This window comes from Loktanella sp. IMCC34160 (assembly GCF_004145845.1).
Lineage (GTDB): Bacteria > Pseudomonadota > Alphaproteobacteria > Rhodobacterales > Rhodobacteraceae > SELP01.
The window spans coordinates 282,053-294,983 of sequence record NZ_SELP01000003.1 but is presented as its reverse complement, the minus strand read 5'-3'; the positions used below and the strand labels follow the sequence as shown (position 1 = coordinate 294,983).

Sequence of the window (12,931 nt, the reverse complement as noted above, 5' to 3'; positions counted from 1 at the left end):
TACCCCGGCAAAAACCGTCTGTCATCCGTTTTTATCGGAAGGTCAGCAATTCGTCCCGCGACAGCGTGAAACCCGACGCGATCCACCGGTCCTCAAGCGCCCGCAGCGCCGCGCCCAGCGCGGGGCCGGTGGTGTCGGGCATCAGGTCCTTGGCGGCAATGGGGAATTCGGCGGCGGCACCGGCCTTTGCCTGTGCCAGTTCGTCCTGCGTCAGGGTCCGGTTTTCCACGACCGCCCGCAGAAGAAGGGCGTCCGTCGCCGTGTCCAGCCCGTGCCGATAGCCCAGTTCTGCGGGTTTTGCGCCGCTCTCCAGTGCGGCGCGCACCCGATCGACCTCGCGAACTTCAGCCTTGGACAGCCGCAGCCGGTCATCCGCATCTTCGCCGCCCAGCGCAACAAGGCGACGGATCAGGCCGGGGCCAAACCCGGCCTCCTCTTCCACATGGACCAGCACCGGCACCTGCGCGGCAGAGGCCCCGGGCAATATCCGCATCAACACCCCGCATCGGGCTATGGAGGCAAGGGCCGGGCCGGGATCGGGCGCCTGAAGCAGCTTGCGAACCTCATGCCCGATCCGTTCGCGTGACAGGGTCTCGACACCTTCGGCCAGTTCGGCACAGGCCGCCAGACCGTCAGGGTCCAACCCCTCGGCCGGATCGCCATACCAGGCGTAGAACCGGAAGAACCGCAGGATGCGCAGATAATCCTCGCGGATGCGGTCGAACGGATCGCCGATGAACCGGATGCGGCGGGCCAGAAGGTCAGGCAACCCACCAAGCGGATCTACCATCCGGCCATCCGGTCCGGCATAAAGCGCGTTGATCGTCAGGTCACGCCGTGCGGCATCTTCTTCGATAGTGTCGGCAAAGGCGACAACGGCCCGCCGCCCGTCGGTCGCCACGTCCCGCCGATAGGTGGTGATTTCATAGGGAAGGTGATCGACCACGACCGTCACGGTTCCGTGGTCAATGCCTGTGGGAACGGCGGTCAGCCCCTTGTCCTGCGCCAGCGCAAGCACCTGTTCCGGCCGCGCGTTGGTAGAAATATCCAGATCGGCCACGGGTTCGTTCAAAATCGCGTTGCGGACGCAGCCGCCGACGAACCACGCGTCATATCCCGCGTCGGTCAGCACCGCACACACCCGGCGCGCGCCGTCCGACCTTAGCCAATCCGCTTCGATCCGGAGGGCCTCGGTCATCGGGCCAACCTGTCCGCCAGACCCCGCAGGATGCGCGCGGTCGCGCCCCAGATATAATAGGGGCCATAGGGCGCGGTGAAGTAATACCGCTTTCGACCCTGCCAACGCCGGCCTTCGACCCGAAAGTTCACCGGGTCAGCCAGATGGGCGAAGGGGACCCGAAAGACCTCTTCGACCTCGCCCGCCTCGGGCCGGAAAGATGGGGCGCCATGGATCAATCCGACAATTGGCGTGACGGTAAAACCGGTCACCGTCTCATGGGTCGGCAGCGCCCCCAGAACTTCGACCATGTCTCGCGACAGGCCAATCTCCTCTTCCGCCTCGCGCAGGGCCGTATCCGCAAGGGTGGCATCGGTCGGGTCCTGCTTTCCGCCGGGAAAGGCAATCTGCCCGGGATGGTGTTTCAACCGGGCAGAGCGCTTGGTCAGAACGATGTCGTTCCTTTCGGCCATCACGGGGACAAGAACCGCCGCGGGGCGCAGCACCCGATTGGGCGGAAGGGCGACGTCGGGATTCAGATCGAAATCCGACGATGCGCCGCCATTCCGGTTCAATGCGGCCAGAAGCCTGTCCCTGATCTCAGTTTCCGTCATCGGGGCCTTTCGTCGCCTCGAACCCAAGGGTCGCCGGGTCGAATTCGTAATGCGCCCCGCAAAACTGGCAATCAGCGGTCACGATCCCATCGTCGGTCGTCATATGGCCGATGTCCTTGGCCGAATAGATCGACAGGCTTTCCCGCACGCGGTCCGACGAACAGGAACAGCCGAACTTGACCGGCTGGGCATCAAAGACCCGCGGCGCCTCTTCATGAAACAGCCGCACAAGCAGATCCGTCGGCTGCACCGAAGGGCCGATCAGCTCTAGGTCGTCGACCGTATCCAAAAGCACGTTGGCGCGGACCCAGTTCTCGGATTCATCGTCGTTCAGCATATCCTCGGCCTGCAACAGCCCGTCTTCGCCACTGCCCCCTTCAGAGGAAACGAAGGGCGAGGCCTTGGGCATATGCTGCAGCATCACGCCGCCCGCGCGCCAATGTTCCGCCTCACCCGGCATCTGCGACCGGCCATAGGACAAGGAAAACCGGGTCGGCAGCTGTTCAGACTGCGCGAAATAGGTTTCCGCGCAGGCAAGGAGCGACCCGCCTGAAATCGGCGTAATCCCCTGATAGGGGGTCATGCCCTTGCCCTGGTCGATCAGGATCGCGAAATAACCCTTGCCGATCTGCGCGAACGGGTCCGCCCCGTGTTCCAGCCGGGTCTTGTCATAGCTGGCATAGGCACGGACACGCGCCGGGGCGCCATTCTCGGTCGGACCATAATAGTCCGTCGCGATCAGCCGGATCGGCCCGTCGCCACGCACCTGCAACGACAGTTTCCACCGAAGCTTGACCGTCTGGCCGATCATCGCGGTCAGCAGGGCCATCTCGGCCACAAGCGCCTCTACCTCGGGCGGATAGTCGTGCTGGGCAAGGATCTGGTCCAATACTCCGTCAAGCCGGGCCACCCGGCCACGGATATCGGACCGGTCCAATTGAAACGGCAGGACGGTATCGTCCCAGGCGATCTGGCTGCCAAGGGTCATCTGGTCTTCCTTGTGGCGCGGTGGTGGATTGTCGCGCCGATATAGGTCCGACAAGTCGCCGGTCCAAGGTCCAATTTCGCAAGAATGTGGCAGATCCTCGCCATGGACAGGTGATAAAAGGCGAAATCCCGCGAATTGCGGCGGTTCCCAAGCATAAACCTAGATTCGCCGCAATTTTTCCTTTTTCTGATGCCAAAGGCTAGAGCAGCCACCTGCCAAATCAATATTGAGGACGCCATGATCACTCGCAAAATGCTTTCCGCCACTCTATGCGCTGCCCTGTCGCTGACCGCGGTCAGCACAGTCACCTTCATCGCCTCTGCCGACACAGCCTTTGCTGCCGGCCGGGGGAACGGAAACGGGAACGGAAACTCCAACCGTGGACGTGACCGGGACCGCACCAACCGCGGCTCTGAACAGCGCGGCAACAGCCAGAACACCGGCCGCCCCGAGAACCCCGGCGCAAATGGTAACGGCGCGATTGCCCGCGAACTGCGCAATCTCAACGCCATGTGCGCCAATGAAAACGCAATGGCCAACGCCAGTGCGAACAGCAACGTTGGCCGTATCAGCACCTTCTATGTCGCCAAAGCCGAAGCAGACACCGCCCGCGACGCCCTGTCGCCGGAACTGTCGGCGCTGAGCGATGAAGAGCTTGCCGGTCAGGTCGCCGTGATCGACGCCACGATCACGCAGAACACTGGCGCGATCACCGATCTACAGGGCCAGCTGGCCGGGCTTGACCCGACCACCCAGCAGTCCGAGATCGACGCGATCAACGGTCAGATCTCGACCCTGCAACAGGCCAACCTGTCGCTTGAAGCCGACAAGACCACGATCGACCAGTATCTGGTTCTTGCGGATGCGAAGAACGTTGCGCTGAACGACGCCACCGGCGGCCGGGAACTTTCGCCCGAGGCGCTCGCCGTGTTCGAGGCTGGCTGCCAGAAGTAAGCCCTACGGCCATACGTTTCCAAAGGGCAGGCGCGGACACCGCGCCTGCCCTTTCCTTTTCAGCCCCGCTTGCCAACATTCTGGCCGGATGTCATGCCAACAACACGACACATCCGACGGAGCCGACCCATGATCCGCAGATACGGTGAACCCGCCATCGCCGGGCAGAAATACCAGATCAGACCCGGCGCCTATGTGATGCTGCCGCGCGGGGGGGACATTCTGTGCACCTTTCAGGCGGGACAGTTCAACGAATTCCAGCTTCCCGGTGGAGGCATCGACCCAGGCGAACACCCAATCCCGGCACTCCACCGCGAAGTGCAGGAAGAAACCGGCTGGCGGATCGCCGAACCGGTGCGCGTCGGCGCCTATCGCCGGTTCTGCTACATGCCGGAATACGACAAATGGGCCGAGAAGCTGTGCCATATCTACATCGCCCGGCCGGTCCTGCGGCTTGGTGATCCGGTTGAACCGGATCACAGCGCCGTTTGGCTTCCCATCGCCGAGGCGGCACAGCTGATCGCCAGTCCCGGCGACCGCGCCTTTGTAGAGACCCTGATCTGAAACGACAGATGCGCGCCCTTTCGGACGCGCACCCTGTCAAATCAAGACGTGGATCAGTCGATCAGCGGGCGGCCTTCGACGATATGACCATAAAGCGTGGTCAGCAGGCTGGCCCCGACCATCAGCGTGACCCAGGTCACCCCAAGGTTCAGGATTGCACCCAATATCGGAACACCGGCCGACACCACCCCAACCACGAGGGAGGCGACAATGTTGATCCCGACAATGATCAGGGACGCCTGAAAGATCGTCCCGGACAAGGCCTTGGTCGCGTTCCAGCCTTCGCCAGCCTTCATCGGCTTGCCGATCGCCGTGCCCGGCAGGACGATGGCAAAGCGGAACCATAGCCACGTCAGAACCGCCCCAATTCCCAGCCCGATAATCGTTCCGACGACCATGGCGCCACCCATTCCGCCGCCACCCATCATGACACCCGCACCAAGAAGCCCGACAATGAAGAAGAGCGGAATCGCAATCACGACGACGATCAGACCAATCAGAATCGACTTGCCGATATAGGGCCAGATCGGGCGACCTCCGATCGCGGGGACAGACGCCGGGTATTCCTCAAGAAGCACGTAGCGGTGCCAGGTGACCGCGATCCAGCCAAAAACGAAGAGGTAAACCACCAGAAGCAGCAAGAGCCCAAGGTAGGCGCTTGCCGGCGGCTCCATCATCATTTGGCCCGGCCCGCCCGCGCCCGACATCATCGACAACGGCATGTCAAACACCAGAACCGCAATCAGTACCGCGGCCACCGCCACGAGGATCGGCACCAGAGATGCCTTGATCGCATCGGACAGGTTCCCGAAAACCATTGAAAATGCATGTTTTACAATTTGCCAACTCATGGCGAAAATCCTCACTATCCCAAATTTTTGCGGATGGTCGCACCGGCCCGCGAACAGGTCAATCCGCTTTGCTTGCAGGCAATCCAAAAAACCCGTATTTCGCCCCGGACTCTGAGACGAAGGAACGCGGAAATGTCTGCCCCCAAGAAAGTCGTGCTTGCCTACTCCGGCGGCCTCGATACCTCGATCATCCTCAAGTGGCTGCAAACGGAATATGGCTGCGAGGTTGTCACCTTTACCGCCGACCTTGGTCAGGGCGAAGAACTGGACCCGGCCCGCAAGAAGGCCGAGCTTCTGGGGATCAAGCCCGAGAACATCTACATCGAAGATGTGCGCGAGGAATTCGTGCGCGACTTCGTCTTCCCGATGTTCCGCGCCAACGCGGTCTATGAGGGGCTCTATCTGCTGGGCACCTCTATCGCCCGCCCGCTGATCTCCAAGCGTCTGGTCGAAATCGCCCATGAAACCGGGGCCGATGCCGTTGCGCACGGGGCCACCGGCAAGGGCAACGATCAGGTTCGGTTTGAACTCTCCGCCTATGCGCTCGACCCGAATATCAAAGTGATCGCTCCCTGGCGCGAATGGGATCTGTCCTCGCGCACGAAACTTCTGGCCTTTGCCGAAGAAAACCAGATTCCGATTGCCAAGGATAAACGGGGCGAGGCCCCGTTCAGCGTGGACGCTAACCTGCTGCATACCTCCTCGGAAGGGAAGGTTCTGGAAGACCCGGCCGACATGGCCCCCGACTATGTTTACCAGCGCACGGTCAGCCCCGAAGAGGCGCCCGACACGCCGGAATTCATCGAAGTGACCTTCGAAAGGGGTGACGCGGTCGCGATCAACGGCGAGGCGATGAGCCCCGCCACGATCCTGACCCAACTGAACGACTATGGCCGCAAACATGGCGTCGGGCGGCTCGACTTCGTCGAGAACCGCTTTGTCGGGATGAAATCGCGCGGGATCTATGAAACGCCCGGCGGCACGATCCTTCTGGAGGCCCACCGCGGCATCGAACAGATCACGCTGGACAGCGGCGCAGGCCACCTCAAGGACAGCCTGATGCCCCGCTATGCCGAGCTGATCTACAACGGTTTCTGGTTCTCTCCGGAACGGGAAATGCTGCAGGCCGCCATCGACAAGAGCCAGGAACACGTGACCGGCACGGTCCGCCTGAAGCTCTACAAAGGGTCGGTGAACTGCGTCGGCCGCTGGTCCGACCACTCGCTCTACTCCGAGGCGCATGTGACCTTCGAAGACGACGCCGGTGCCTACGACCAGAAAGACGCCGCTGGCTTCATCCAGCTGAACGCGCTGCGCCTGAAACTGCTTGCGGCCCGCAACAACCGGCTGAAGTGATGGCATTGGAACGGCGCCCGGTCGATCGAAATTCGCTCCGGGCGCTGTTCCGCCTCAAGGTTCTGGAAAACCAGCAACCCCTTGTTGCGCCAAATGAAATCACCATCGCGCAGCAAGCCTAGGAACCGGCCTCTGCCGTTTGGGGGCTTTGGGATGGGGATACGGCTGTCGGGTTGCTCGCGATGATCGACATGTCCAGATACCCCGAGCCGGAAGAGGCCGACGACCGCGAATCCGCCTATATCTGGCGGCTTTTGATCGGGGCAGACTATCAGGGCAAAGGCTATGGACGCGCGGCGATTGCCGAGGCCGAGGCGGTTGCGCGTGAATGGCGCCTGCCCCGCGTCAGCCTGTCCTTCGTGGATCAGCCGGACGGGCCAGAAGGGTTCTACCAGAAATCCGGGTTTGTCCGCACGGGCAAGCTCATCGACGGTGAGGTTCAGATGCTGAAGATCCTCATGGATGACTAACCCCTTGTTTGACAGGCAGAAAACATGACCATCGACGATATTTTCGCGCTGATGCAGGCCGGTGCGTCGAAGGTCGCCTTCGAGGATCGGCTCAAGTTCGATTGTGGGTCGGACGGGGTCATCCTGCTGTCGCCCGATGGGGTCAGCCGGGACGACGCGGACGCGGATTGCACCATCCGAATGAGCACCGAAAATCTGGGTAAGCTATTGACCGGAAAGCTGAATCCGATGACCGGGCTGGCCCTCGGCAAACTCAAGATCAGCGGCAACCCCGCTGTTGCGATGAAGCTGGCGAGCCTGCTTAAAGGGTGATCTTTTCCACCGCGAGCGTTTCGTAGAACGGCAGGGCCTCTGCGGCGAGGTGCGCGGCCTCTCCGGCCAGGGTGGGCAGCGGGCCTTCTGCCCCTGCGAAACCCGTGGATTTGTGGATCGCGCCATACCAATGGCTGGCCCATATCCCGTCTTCGGCGCGGCCACCGGCGGGCCAGTGAAGCGCGGCGGGGTTCCAATCCAAGCCTATGGTTTCACACAGTTTATTCAGCATTTCTTCGGGGTTTTCGCGGATATCAGAGCTGTCGATCACCGGGCCGGGAAACCGTCGGAACAGTTCCAGGTGCTGACGATAACCGATGTCGTCCAGCGTCGGGTTTTCCCGCTTGGCCGCATAGGACGCGACCACGCGGGCGGGGTGCCGGATCAGGTGCACATTCACGCAATCCGCGGCCCAATCGAGCGGGAATCCGTCGATCATGTGAAGCGGCATGTGCTTCATATACCAGTGTTTTTTTCCATCCGGCACCGGCCCGGCACAGCGGGCAGCGACCTTTGCCGGATCGACCTCGTGCGCGGCGACGATCTGGTCCCGCATGGGATGATCAAGACCCGTCGCCGCCAGATAGGGCGCATAGAATGGTTCGTCCCAGATGGCGAAATCATTGCGCGCGCCGAAGGAATACATCATCGCGGTCGACAGGTTTCGCGGCCCGCTCCACATCGCGATTTTCATGCTCTGCCTCCGAATTTGTCCCGGTTTGTACAATTTCGACAGGTGATCATGCCCGGTTTGTACATCGCCTAGCGTCCCACATCTGCCGCGACGAGCGCCTTGTAGAGGTCGCGGATGCGGCGTGTCATCGGCCCCATTTCGCCCGTGCCGATCTGGCGGCCGTCGATTTCGCCAACCGGTGTTTGCGCCCCGAACGTGCCGGTCAAGAATGCCTCGTCCGCGCCATAGGTATCGACAAGGCTGTAGTTGCGTTCGAACACCGGGATGCCTTCGGCCCGGCACACGTCGATCACCTTTTGGCGGGTAATCCCGTTCATGCAGTAGTCGCCCGTGCTGGTCCAAACCGCGCCCTTGCGCACGATGAAGAAGTTGCAGGCGTTGGTCGTGTTCACGAAGCCATGCACATCCAGCATCAGCGCCTCGTCCGCGCCCGCCTTTTCGGCAGCGATACAGGCAAGGATGCAATTCAGTTTCGAGTGGCTGTTCAACTTGGGGTCCTGCGTCATCGGCAAGCCCCGAATATGCGGCACCGTGGCAAGCCGGATCGGTCGCGGGATCGACGGTTTGGAATGTTCCATGATGATGGTCACGGTCGGGCCCTGACGCGACAGCGAGGGATGCTGGAACGGGCGCGTCTTGACCCCCCGCGTCACCATCAGCCGCGCATGGGCATCGGTGGTCATCTCATTGGCCTTTTGTGTCTCTAACAAGGCGGAAATGACCTGTTCCCGGGTCATCCCGATATCAAGATCAATGGCCTTAGCCGCCTCGAACAACCGGTCCATATGTTCGCCAAGAAAGGCCCAGTGCCCATCATAAAGGCGCAGCCCCTCCCAGACCCCGTCGCCCAGCATGAACCCGCTGTCATAAACGCTGACCATGGCCTGCGCCTTTGGCACGATCCTGCCATTGAGATAGATCAGGATGCTGTCATTGCGGGCGTCTTCGGCCGCCTGGTGCGTGGTTACATGATCGGTCATCGGGCCCTCCGTTTCGGCGCAGGCTAGGGCGGCGCCGGAAATGTTCCAAGGGGTAAAGAGCGCGTGAACTCACGCGGGGGTGAATGGACAGTGTGGGCCGCCTTCGCCAGCGTGGCCGCAAAGGAGAGCCCCATGTTTATCAAGTTTGAAACGTTCAAAATGGCCGCGCTGGCGGTTGCGATCTTTGTCGGCACAACGTTGGTGTCCCAGCCCGCGCAGGCCCGCGATATCCAGCGCATGGTCGTGGCGGGTGGCTGTTTCTGGTGTGTCGAGTCCGATTTCGAATCTGTGCGCGGGGTGCGCGAGGTGGTGTCGGGCTATACCGGCGGAACCCTGGCCAACCCGACCTATGACGATGTGAAGACCCAGCGCACCGGCCATTACGAGGCAGTCGAGATCACCTATGACGCAGATCAGATCAGCTATCGCCAATTGCTGGACCTGTTCCTGCGGTCTGTTGATCCGACCGATGCGGGCGGTCAGTTCTGTGACCGGGGTAGTAGCTATCGCACGGCGATTTTCGTCTCTACACAGGCGCAAGAGGCCGCTGCCCGGGCCGCGATTGCCGATGCACAATCGGCCCTTGGCCAGCGGATCGTGACCCCGATCCTTGCCGCCGCGCCCTTTTACGAGGCGGAAGCCTATCACCAGAACTATTACCGTGGAACATCCGTGGTTCTGACCCGGCGCGGGCCGAAGACGCAAGCGAATGCCTATGCGTTTTATCGCGAGGCCTGCGGCCGGGATCAGCGGGTTCGCCAGCTTTGGGGGAACGCCGCGCCCTTTGCGAGCCACTAAGGCCGGAAGGCGCGGACCTCTTCCAGGGTCGGGATCACGTCAGATGTGCCGTGCCGGGTGACCATCAGCGCCCCGGCACGCGCGGCCAGTGACAGCGCATCGGCCATGTCCTGCCCCAGATCGAGCCCGGCGAGGACGTAGCCGGTAAAGGTGTCCCCCGCCCCCGTGGTATCGACGGGCGTGACCAGAACGGGCGGGATATCGACCGCACCCTGGGCGCCGAACCATGTTGCCCCATCGCCGCCGCGCGTGACGATCACATCCGCAACCGGCAGGTCCGCCGGGGCCAAGCCGGTTGCCGCCTGAAGTTGTCGCGCCTCGACATCGTTGAGGATCAGGAAATCCAAGAGCGGCAGCACATCCTGAACGGCCCTGGCCGAAAACGGGGCGGCGGCATAGGCGATCCGAAGGCCGCGCTCCTTGCCCAGCGCGAGGGTTTCGGCCTGAAGCGTGGTTTCATTCTGGGCGACAAGCCAGTCACCCGGGCGCGCATGGGCAAGCGCGGCCTGCACTCGGTCGAAAGGAACTGCGAAATTGGCGCCGTGGTGCAGCAGGATTGAATTTTCACCCTGCGGATCGACCATGATGATCGCCTGCGCGGTCTCTACCTCGATCACGGCGATATCGTCGGTCCCGACGCCATATCCCTTAAGCCGGTCAATCGCCCAGCGCCCATCTTCCCCAACCGCGCCGATGTGCCGGACCGTGGCCCCGGCCCGCGCGGCGGCGACAGACATATTCGCGCCCTTGCCGCCCAGAAAGAGCCTGCGCCCGGTTGACCCCAGCGTTTCGCCCGGTTCGGGAATATGCGGCACGGAATAGACAAAATCCGCGTTGATAGAGCCGAGATTCCAGACCGTCATCAGCCCACCTTGGACGCGGCGAGCGCGGCCATATTGACGATGTCGTTGACGGTGGAGACGGTCGAACAGATCTGGATCGGTTTTTCCACACCGGCAAGGATCGGGCCGATGACGGTGGCCCCGGCCATTTCCTGCATCAGCTTGACCGAGATCGAGGCGGAGTGCCGCGCGGGCACGACCAGCACGTTCGCCGGACCGGTCAGGCGCGAGAACGGATAATATTCCTGCGCCTTCGGGTTCAGCGCCACGTCGACGGTCATTTCGCCTTCGTATTCGAAATCCACATTGCGGCTGTCCAGAACCTTGGGCGCGCGGTGCATCTTTTCCGCCCGTTCCGACACCGGGTAACCGAAGGTCGAGAAGGACAGGAAGGCGACGCGCGGTTCAAGACCGAAGTCGCGGGCGACAGAGGCGGAGCGGACCGCGATATCGGCCAGATCGTTTTCGTCCGGCCATTCGTGCACAAGCGTGTCCGAGATCAACACGATCCGCCCGTTGTGCAGCACGGCGGACACGCCGACCGCGCCCGATGTGATGTCGGCGTCGAAGACGTGGTTGATCAGTTCCAGAACATGGGCGGATTTCCGGGTTGCCCCAGTCACCATGCCGTCGCCATGCCCGTGCGCCAGCATCAGGGCCGAGAATACGTGCCGGTCGCGTGCGGCAAGCCGGTGAATATCGGTCCGGTCAAAGCCTTTGCGCTGCAGCCGGTCATAAAGGAAGCTTTTGTAGCTATCGAGGTGGGTGGTGTTGGCGGCGTTGACCACTTCGACCTCGGCCACAGCATCGGCGAGACCTTCGGCGGTCAGCTTTTCACGGACGTCGCTGTCACGCCCCACGACCAGCGCCTTGCCCAGTCCGGACCGCTGATATTGCACGGCGGCACGCAAAACGCGGGGATCGTCGCCTTCGGCAAAGATCATCGTGGCCTGCGCGGCGCGGGCGCGGGCATGGATGCCGCGCAGGATATGCGCGGTCGGGTCCATGCGGGATTTCAGCGAAAGCGTATAGCCTTCCATGTCGATGATCGGGCGGCGGGCCACGCCGGTTTCCATCCCCGCCTTTGCCACGGCGGGCGGGATCACATGGATCAGACGCGGATCGAAGGGGGTCGGGATGATGTAATCGCGGCCAAAGGTCAGTTTGCGCCCATAGGCCATGGCGACCTCGTCCGGCACATCCTGCCGGGCCAGTTCGGCAAGCGCCTCTGCACAGGCGATCTTCATCTCGTCATTGATTGCACGGGCGTGGATATCGAGCGCGCCACGGAACAGGTAGGGAAAGCCAAGCACGTTGTTGACCTGGTTCGGATAGTCGGACCGGCCGGTCGCGACGATGGCATCCTCGCGCACCTCATGCGCCTCTTCCGGGGTGATCTCGGGGTCGGGGTTGGCCATGGCGAAAATGACCGGGTTCGGCGCCATCGAGGCGACCATTTCCGGCGTGACCGCCCCCTTTGCCGACACGCCAAGGAAGACATCGGCATCTTTCATCGCCTCTTCCAGGGTGCGGGCGTCGGTCACGGCGGCATGGGCGGATTTCCACTGGTTCATGCCCTCGGTCCGGCCCTGATAGATCACGCCCTTGGTGTCGCACATGATGCAATTGTCGTGGCGCGCGCCCATCGCCTTGACCAGTTCCAGACAGGCGATCCCGGCGGCCCCGGCCCCGTTCAGCACGATCTTGCAGTCTTCGATCTTCTTGCCGGACAGGTGCAGCGCGTTGATAAGCCCCGCCGCGCAGATCACCGCCGTGCCGTGCTGGTCATCGTGAAAGACGGGAATGTCCATCATCTCTTTCAGGCGGCTTTCGATGATAAAACATTCCGGCGCCTTGATGTCTTCGAGGTTGATGCCGCCAAAGGTCGGTCCCATCAGCTTGATCGCGTTGATGATCTCTTCGGGGTCTTCGGTGTCCAGTTCGATGTCGATCGAGTTGACGTCGGCGAAGCGTTTGAACAGGACCGACTTGCCCTCCATCACCGGCTTGGAGCCGAGCGCGCCAAGGTTGCCAAGGCCCAGAACGGCGGTCCCGTTCGAGATGACCGCAACAAGGTTGCCCTTGTTGGTGTAGTCATAGGCGAGTTCCGGGTTTGCCGCGATATCCTCGCAAGGCACGGCGACGCCGGGGGAATAGGCCAGCGACAGGTCGCGCTGGGTGGTCATCGGCACGGTCGCCTTCACCTCCCATTTGCCGGGGGTGGGTTCCATGTGGAACCGAAGCGCCTCTTCGCGCGTGTGCTTTACCTTGGCCATGCCTGTCTTTCCTCCGAAACCGTCCTTTCGGCATAACTGCACGACATTCAGCCCG

At 62.2% G+C, this 12,931-nt stretch carries 13 protein-coding genes and 1 pseudogene; 6 read left to right on the top strand and 8 right to left on the bottom strand.

The window, feature by feature from the left end; translation table 11 throughout:
- Nucleotides 1-31: 31 nt before the first annotated feature.
- The 3 genes from EU803_RS09670 to EU803_RS09660 are packed head-to-tail and all read right to left on the bottom strand — an operon-like array spanning nucleotide 32 to nucleotide 2,779.
- On the bottom strand, nucleotides 32-1,198 hold the full coding sequence (locus tag EU803_RS09670; protein WP_129682215.1) for a CCA tRNA nucleotidyltransferase: 1,167 nt from the start codon (nucleotides 1,196-1,198) through the stop codon (nucleotides 32-34).
- Nucleotides 1,195-1,791, bottom strand: a complete 597-nt coding sequence (locus EU803_RS09665; RefSeq protein WP_129682213.1) for a CoA pyrophosphatase — start codon at nucleotides 1,789-1,791, stop codon at nucleotides 1,195-1,197. The genes EU803_RS09670 and EU803_RS09665 overlap by 4 nt, the downstream gene beginning before the upstream one ends.
- Nucleotides 1,778-2,779 (bottom strand): Hsp33 family molecular chaperone HslO, encoded by a 1,002-nt coding sequence (locus EU803_RS09660; RefSeq protein WP_129682211.1) that lies wholly within the window; start codon nucleotides 2,777-2,779, stop codon nucleotides 1,778-1,780. The genes EU803_RS09665 and EU803_RS09660 overlap by 14 nt, the downstream gene beginning before the upstream one ends.
- Nucleotides 2,780-3,016: 237 nt before the next feature.
- On the opposite strand from EU803_RS09660, the gene EU803_RS09655 reads away from it, so the two are divergent.
- Both EU803_RS09655 and EU803_RS09650 read left to right on the top strand, forming a co-directional pair.
- The gene (locus tag EU803_RS09655) at nucleotides 3,017-3,733 is read left to right on the top strand and encodes a hypothetical protein (protein ID WP_129682209.1); all 717 of its coding nucleotides are present in this window, start codon (nucleotides 3,017-3,019) and stop codon (nucleotides 3,731-3,733) included.
- 129 nt (nucleotides 3,734-3,862) lie between these two features.
- Entirely contained in the window at nucleotides 3,863-4,297 is a 435-nt protein-coding gene (locus EU803_RS09650; protein WP_129682207.1) for an NUDIX hydrolase, read from the top strand.
- 53 nt (nucleotides 4,298-4,350) lie between these two features.
- On the opposite strand, the gene EU803_RS09645 is transcribed toward EU803_RS09650, so the two are convergent.
- Complete coding sequence (locus EU803_RS09645; protein ID WP_129682205.1) at nucleotides 4,351-5,115, bottom strand: hypothetical protein; 765 nt, start codon at nucleotides 5,113-5,115, stop codon at nucleotides 4,351-4,353.
- Between the two features lie 165 nt (nucleotides 5,116-5,280).
- Here EU803_RS09645 and EU803_RS09640 point away from each other — a divergent pair, with 165 nt between their 5' ends.
- The 3 genes and pseudogenes from EU803_RS09640 (at nucleotide 5,281) to EU803_RS09630 (ending at nucleotide 7,286) form a co-directional block, all read left to right on the top strand.
- Nucleotides 5,281-6,504, top strand: a complete 1,224-nt coding sequence (locus tag EU803_RS09640) for an argininosuccinate synthase (protein WP_129682203.1) — start codon at nucleotides 5,281-5,283, stop codon at nucleotides 6,502-6,504.
- Nucleotides 6,505-6,644: 140 nt separating this feature from the next.
- Nucleotides 6,645-6,974 (top strand): annotated as a pseudogene (locus tag EU803_RS09635) (GNAT family N-acetyltransferase); the annotation flags it as partial.
- Nucleotides 6,975-6,998: 24 nt separating this feature from the next.
- Nucleotides 6,999-7,286, top strand: coding sequence for an SCP2 sterol-binding domain-containing protein (locus EU803_RS09630; RefSeq protein WP_129682199.1), 288 nt, complete (start codon nucleotides 6,999-7,001; stop codon nucleotides 7,284-7,286).
- On the opposite strand, the gene EU803_RS09625 is transcribed toward EU803_RS09630, so the two are convergent.
- Both EU803_RS09625 and EU803_RS09620 read right to left on the bottom strand, forming a co-directional pair.
- Nucleotides 7,276-7,980, bottom strand: coding sequence for an HAD family hydrolase (locus EU803_RS09625; protein ID WP_129682197.1), 705 nt, complete (start codon nucleotides 7,978-7,980; stop codon nucleotides 7,276-7,278). The two genes, EU803_RS09630 and EU803_RS09625, sit on opposite strands and share 11 nt — an antisense overlap.
- A gap of 68 nt (nucleotides 7,981-8,048) precedes the next feature.
- Entirely contained in the window at nucleotides 8,049-8,960 is a 912-nt protein-coding gene (locus tag EU803_RS09620; RefSeq protein WP_129682195.1) for a D-amino acid aminotransferase, read from the bottom strand.
- A gap of 132 nt (nucleotides 8,961-9,092) precedes the next feature.
- Here EU803_RS09620 and msrA point away from each other — a divergent pair, with 132 nt between their 5' ends.
- On the top strand, nucleotides 9,093-9,758 hold the full coding sequence (gene msrA, locus EU803_RS09615; protein ID WP_129682193.1) for a peptide-methionine (S)-S-oxide reductase MsrA: 666 nt from the start codon (nucleotides 9,093-9,095) through the stop codon (nucleotides 9,756-9,758).
- On the opposite strand, the gene EU803_RS09610 is transcribed toward msrA, so the two are convergent.
- Together EU803_RS09610 and EU803_RS09605 are read right to left on the bottom strand one after the other, a co-directional pair.
- The gene (locus tag EU803_RS09610; protein ID WP_129682191.1) at nucleotides 9,755-10,621 is read right to left on the bottom strand and encodes a ribokinase; all 867 of its coding nucleotides are present in this window, start codon (nucleotides 10,619-10,621) and stop codon (nucleotides 9,755-9,757) included. The two genes, msrA and EU803_RS09610, sit on opposite strands and share 4 nt — an antisense overlap.
- Nucleotides 10,621-12,876 (bottom strand): NADP-dependent malic enzyme, encoded by a 2,256-nt coding sequence (locus tag EU803_RS09605; protein WP_129682189.1) that lies wholly within the window; start codon nucleotides 12,874-12,876, stop codon nucleotides 10,621-10,623. Before EU803_RS09605 ends, EU803_RS09610 begins: the two co-directional genes overlap by 1 nt.
- Nucleotides 12,877-12,931 lie beyond the last annotated feature (55 nt).

What these genes read in the sequence shown, in the direction of transcription:
- EU803_RS09670 (WP_129682215.1), bottom strand. Translation starts at nt 1,198, where the DNA reads ATGACCGAGGCCCTCCGGATCGAAGCGGATTGGCTAAGGTCGGACGGC.
- EU803_RS09665 (WP_129682213.1), bottom strand. Translation starts at nt 1,791, where the DNA reads ATGACGGAAACTGAGATCAGGGACAGGCTTCTGGCCGCATTGAACCGG.
- EU803_RS09660 (WP_129682211.1), bottom strand. Translation starts at nt 2,779, where the DNA reads ATGACCCTTGGCAGCCAGATCGCCTGGGACGATACCGTCCTGCCGTTT.
- EU803_RS09655 (WP_129682209.1), top strand. Translation starts at nt 3,017, where the DNA reads ATGATCACTCGCAAAATGCTTTCCGCCACTCTATGCGCTGCCCTGTCG.
- EU803_RS09650 (WP_129682207.1), top strand. Translation starts at nt 3,863, where the DNA reads ATGATCCGCAGATACGGTGAACCCGCCATCGCCGGGCAGAAATACCAG.
- EU803_RS09645 (WP_129682205.1), bottom strand. Translation starts at nt 5,115, where the DNA reads ATGGTTTTCGGGAACCTGTCCGATGCGATCAAGGCATCTCTGGTGCCG.
- EU803_RS09640 (WP_129682203.1), top strand. Translation starts at nt 5,281, where the DNA reads ATGTCTGCCCCCAAGAAAGTCGTGCTTGCCTACTCCGGCGGCCTCGAT.
- EU803_RS09630 (WP_129682199.1), top strand. Translation starts at nt 6,999, where the DNA reads ATGACCATCGACGATATTTTCGCGCTGATGCAGGCCGGTGCGTCGAAG.
- EU803_RS09625 (WP_129682197.1), bottom strand. Translation starts at nt 7,980, where the DNA reads ATGAAAATCGCGATGTGGAGCGGGCCGCGAAACCTGTCGACCGCGATG.
- EU803_RS09620 (WP_129682195.1), bottom strand. Translation starts at nt 8,960, where the DNA reads ATGACCGATCATGTAACCACGCACCAGGCGGCCGAAGACGCCCGCAAT.
- msrA (WP_129682193.1), top strand. Translation starts at nt 9,093, where the DNA reads ATGTTTATCAAGTTTGAAACGTTCAAAATGGCCGCGCTGGCGGTTGCG.
- EU803_RS09610 (WP_129682191.1), bottom strand. Translation starts at nt 10,621, where the DNA reads ATGACGGTCTGGAATCTCGGCTCTATCAACGCGGATTTTGTCTATTCC.
- EU803_RS09605 (WP_129682189.1), bottom strand. Translation starts at nt 12,876, where the DNA reads ATGGCCAAGGTAAAGCACACGCGCGAAGAGGCGCTTCGGTTCCACATG.